This is a genomic window from Actinoplanes sp. NPDC051633, assembly GCF_040681735.1.
Taxonomy (GTDB): domain Bacteria; phylum Actinomycetota; class Actinomycetes; order Mycobacteriales; family Micromonosporaceae; genus Actinoplanes.
The window spans coordinates 1-2,324 of record NZ_JBFAZH010001192.1 but is presented as its reverse complement, the minus strand read 5'-3'; the positions used below and the strand labels follow the sequence as shown (position 1 = coordinate 2,324).

Annotated in this window: 4 protein-coding genes; 1 reads left to right on the top strand and 3 read right to left on the bottom strand. The window is 69.9% G+C overall.

Translation table 11 applies throughout. From position 1 onward, the window contains the following. Positions 1-262, bottom strand: a 262-nt coding sequence (locus AB0M20_RS38880; protein WP_364305988.1) for a hypothetical protein, incomplete at its 3' end; no start/stop codon positions are given. 140 nt (positions 263-402) lie between these two features. Next, positions 403-642 (bottom strand): ANTAR domain-containing protein, encoded by a 240-nt coding sequence (locus AB0M20_RS38875; RefSeq protein ID WP_364305985.1) that lies wholly within the window; start codon positions 640-642, stop codon positions 403-405. Positions 643-988: 346 nt separating this feature from the next. On the opposite strand from AB0M20_RS38875, the gene AB0M20_RS38870 reads away from it, so the two are divergent. Beyond that, positions 989-1,216 carry a hypothetical protein gene (locus AB0M20_RS38870; protein ID WP_364305983.1) on the top strand — a complete coding sequence of 76 codons (228 nt, stop codon included), beginning with the start codon at positions 989-991 and terminating at the stop codon, positions 1,214-1,216. A 21-nt stretch (positions 1,217-1,237) separates the two neighbouring features. Here the strand turns inward: AB0M20_RS38870 and AB0M20_RS38865 are convergent, their stop codons facing one another. Then, complete coding sequence (locus tag AB0M20_RS38865) at positions 1,238-2,245, bottom strand: hypothetical protein (protein ID WP_364305981.1); 1,008 nt, start codon at positions 2,243-2,245, stop codon at positions 1,238-1,240. Between the last annotated feature and the right edge of the window lie 79 nt (positions 2,246-2,324).

Below are 2,324 nucleotides of genomic sequence, written 5' to 3'. Positions count from 1 at the left end.
AAGCGTGTGTCCTCGTCGGTGCGTGATTTGGCTGCTCGCGGACCTCGGATTTCTTGGCCGCCGGCCGGTGTATCCGCTGAGAGTGAGCCTTCGGAGCGATCGACTTCGGTTTCGCGGCCTTTCTGGCGTCCTTGGCCACGGTCTTGACCGCGGCGACCGGATCCTTCCCACCGATGTGGTCGATGGAGCCCGCATCGGCGCGCGCGCCATGATCGAGAAGGGCCAGCGCGAAATAGGCCGCGATCGCGAAGCCGAGCAGCACAAGAAGACGAACAACGCGCCGAGTGACCCCCGGCGCACCGTCCTCCCCAGACGCAGCTGCGCTCCACATTGATACTGGTCTACCCATCACCGGCGAGCTGACACCCATCGTCAGCCAGTTCATCGACGATCAAGGGTCGATCAGTCGCTGAGCTGGGTCTGCCGGTCGGTGATGACGGCGGTGGCTGTGTCGGTCAGCGTGGCTCCTGTTTCGGCGGCGCGTGTGCGCAGGACGAGGTAGGCGGCGTCCGCTGCCCGGTGCGTGGTGGCCATGATCACTCCGAGGGCCTGCTGAATCCGTGCACGCGTGGCGAACGCGCCGGCCAAGCCGGCGAGAAGCGATTCGCCGCCGGGGTCCAAGGTTTCATCGGAGGCGGTCATGCCGGGCTGTCCTGGGCGTCGAAGGTGGCGCGTACGGCGGCGCGCTGCTGTAGAGGTTGAGGACGGCGATGGGGACGCCGGGGCCGGCGAACAGGGGGATCGACAGCGACGCGGTGATGCCGAGCCGGTGGGCGCAGTGCCGGAAACCCGGCCACTGCCTGGTGGCCGCGACTCGCCGACGCGGGGGCGTCAGCCGCGGGCGGCCGGTGTGCCCGGCTCGGCGCTTCGCAAACCGGCTGTCAGGTCCAGCGTCCGCCGCATCCGAGCCGCCTGGTTTGGAAGACCGCGGAACGGTAATTCCGGCAATCGACCTGCGGCAGCCGAGGGACGAGAACGGAGCAGAGCCATGGCCGAATCGCACACTCCCGCCGACAACATCGTCTACGACCTCGTGTCGATCCAGTACCACGCCCTGAAGGCGGGGCAGGCCTACGCCCAGTACACCGCGGACGCCGAGGGTCACGCGGACGTGCAGGAGTTCATTGAACAATGCCGCCAGGAGGACGCCGAACGCGCCGTCCGCGCGCACGACCTGCTCGGCAAGCTCACCGCCAAGGGCGCGGGCATCGGCTGAGCCCCGGAGGGACGGACGACCTCAGCCGAGCGGCGGAAGGTGTTGCGGGTGCTCGAGTACGTCGCGGAACAGGTCGCCACGCGCGGCGAGACGTGCAGGCATGTCCCGGATCGTGAAGCCGTCCGGCCGCAGCTCCGGATCGTCCAGCTCGTCCCACTCGATCGGCGCTGACACCGGCGCCCCGGCGCCCGGCCGCGGGCTGTACGGGGCCACGAGCGTCTTGTTGATCGCATTCTGGGTGTAGTCGAGCCGGGCGCGCCCGCCCCGCTCGCTGCGCTGCCACTTCCAGCTGACCAGATCCGGCACCACGGCGCCCACCGTCCGCGACAGCCGCTCCACCCAGGCCCGGGTCTCGCCGAAGTCGGGGCCGGCCACGACAGGCACCCAGATCTGGATCCCCCGGCGGCCGGTCACCTTCGGCCGTGCGCAGACGCCGAGGTGCTCGAACGCGGTGCGGTGCAGCCGGGCGAGGATGAGCAGATCCTGCCAGTCGGTGTTGTGGCCGGGGTCGAGGTCGATCAGCGCGTACGTCGGCCGGTGCGGATGGTCGACCCGCGACGTCCACGGATGCCACTCCAGGGCGCCGAAGTTGGCCGCCCAGACCAGCGCGGCCGGCTCGTCGACCACCAGGTAGGTCTGCGACTCATCGGGGTCGGCTTCGGGATTGGTCCAGCGCGGCAGCCAGTCCGGGGCGTGGTCGGGCAGTTCCTTCTGCCAGAAACCCTTGGTTCCTGCCCCGTCGGGGTAGCGGTGCAGGTTGAGCGCCCGCCCGGTCAGATACGGCAGCAGGGTCGGCGCGATCGCGGCGGTGTAGCGCAGGAACTCCCGCTTGGTCACCGGCTCCTCGCCGTCGCGGCCCGGGAAGAGGGTCTTGTCGAGGTTCGTGACGCGCAGCTGCCGCCCGAAGATCTCCCAGGTCCCGGCCTTACCGAGGTCGTACAGGGCAGCCAGGTCCTCGTCCGGCGGTTCCGGCGGCCGGCCGAAGCCGCGCTTGCGCCGGTACCGCACGAGCGGGTCCGCGTTCGGCATCTTCGCCGAATACCCCGCTACCGATGAACTACCCCTCTGTAGTTATCGGCCGCCCCGCATCACACCCGCCGGCCCCGGT

Bases quoted from the DNA above. Each gene is read 5' to 3' on its own strand.
- AB0M20_RS38870 (WP_364305983.1), top strand. From the start codon at position 989: ATGGCCGAATCGCACACTCCCGCCGACAACATCGTCTACGACCTCGTG.
- AB0M20_RS38875 (WP_364305985.1), bottom strand. From the start codon at position 642: ATGACCGCCTCCGATGAAACCTTGGACCCCGGCGGCGAATCGCTTCTC.
- AB0M20_RS38865 (WP_364305981.1), bottom strand. From the start codon at position 2,245: ATGCCGAACGCGGACCCGCTCGTGCGGTACCGGCGCAAGCGCGGCTTC.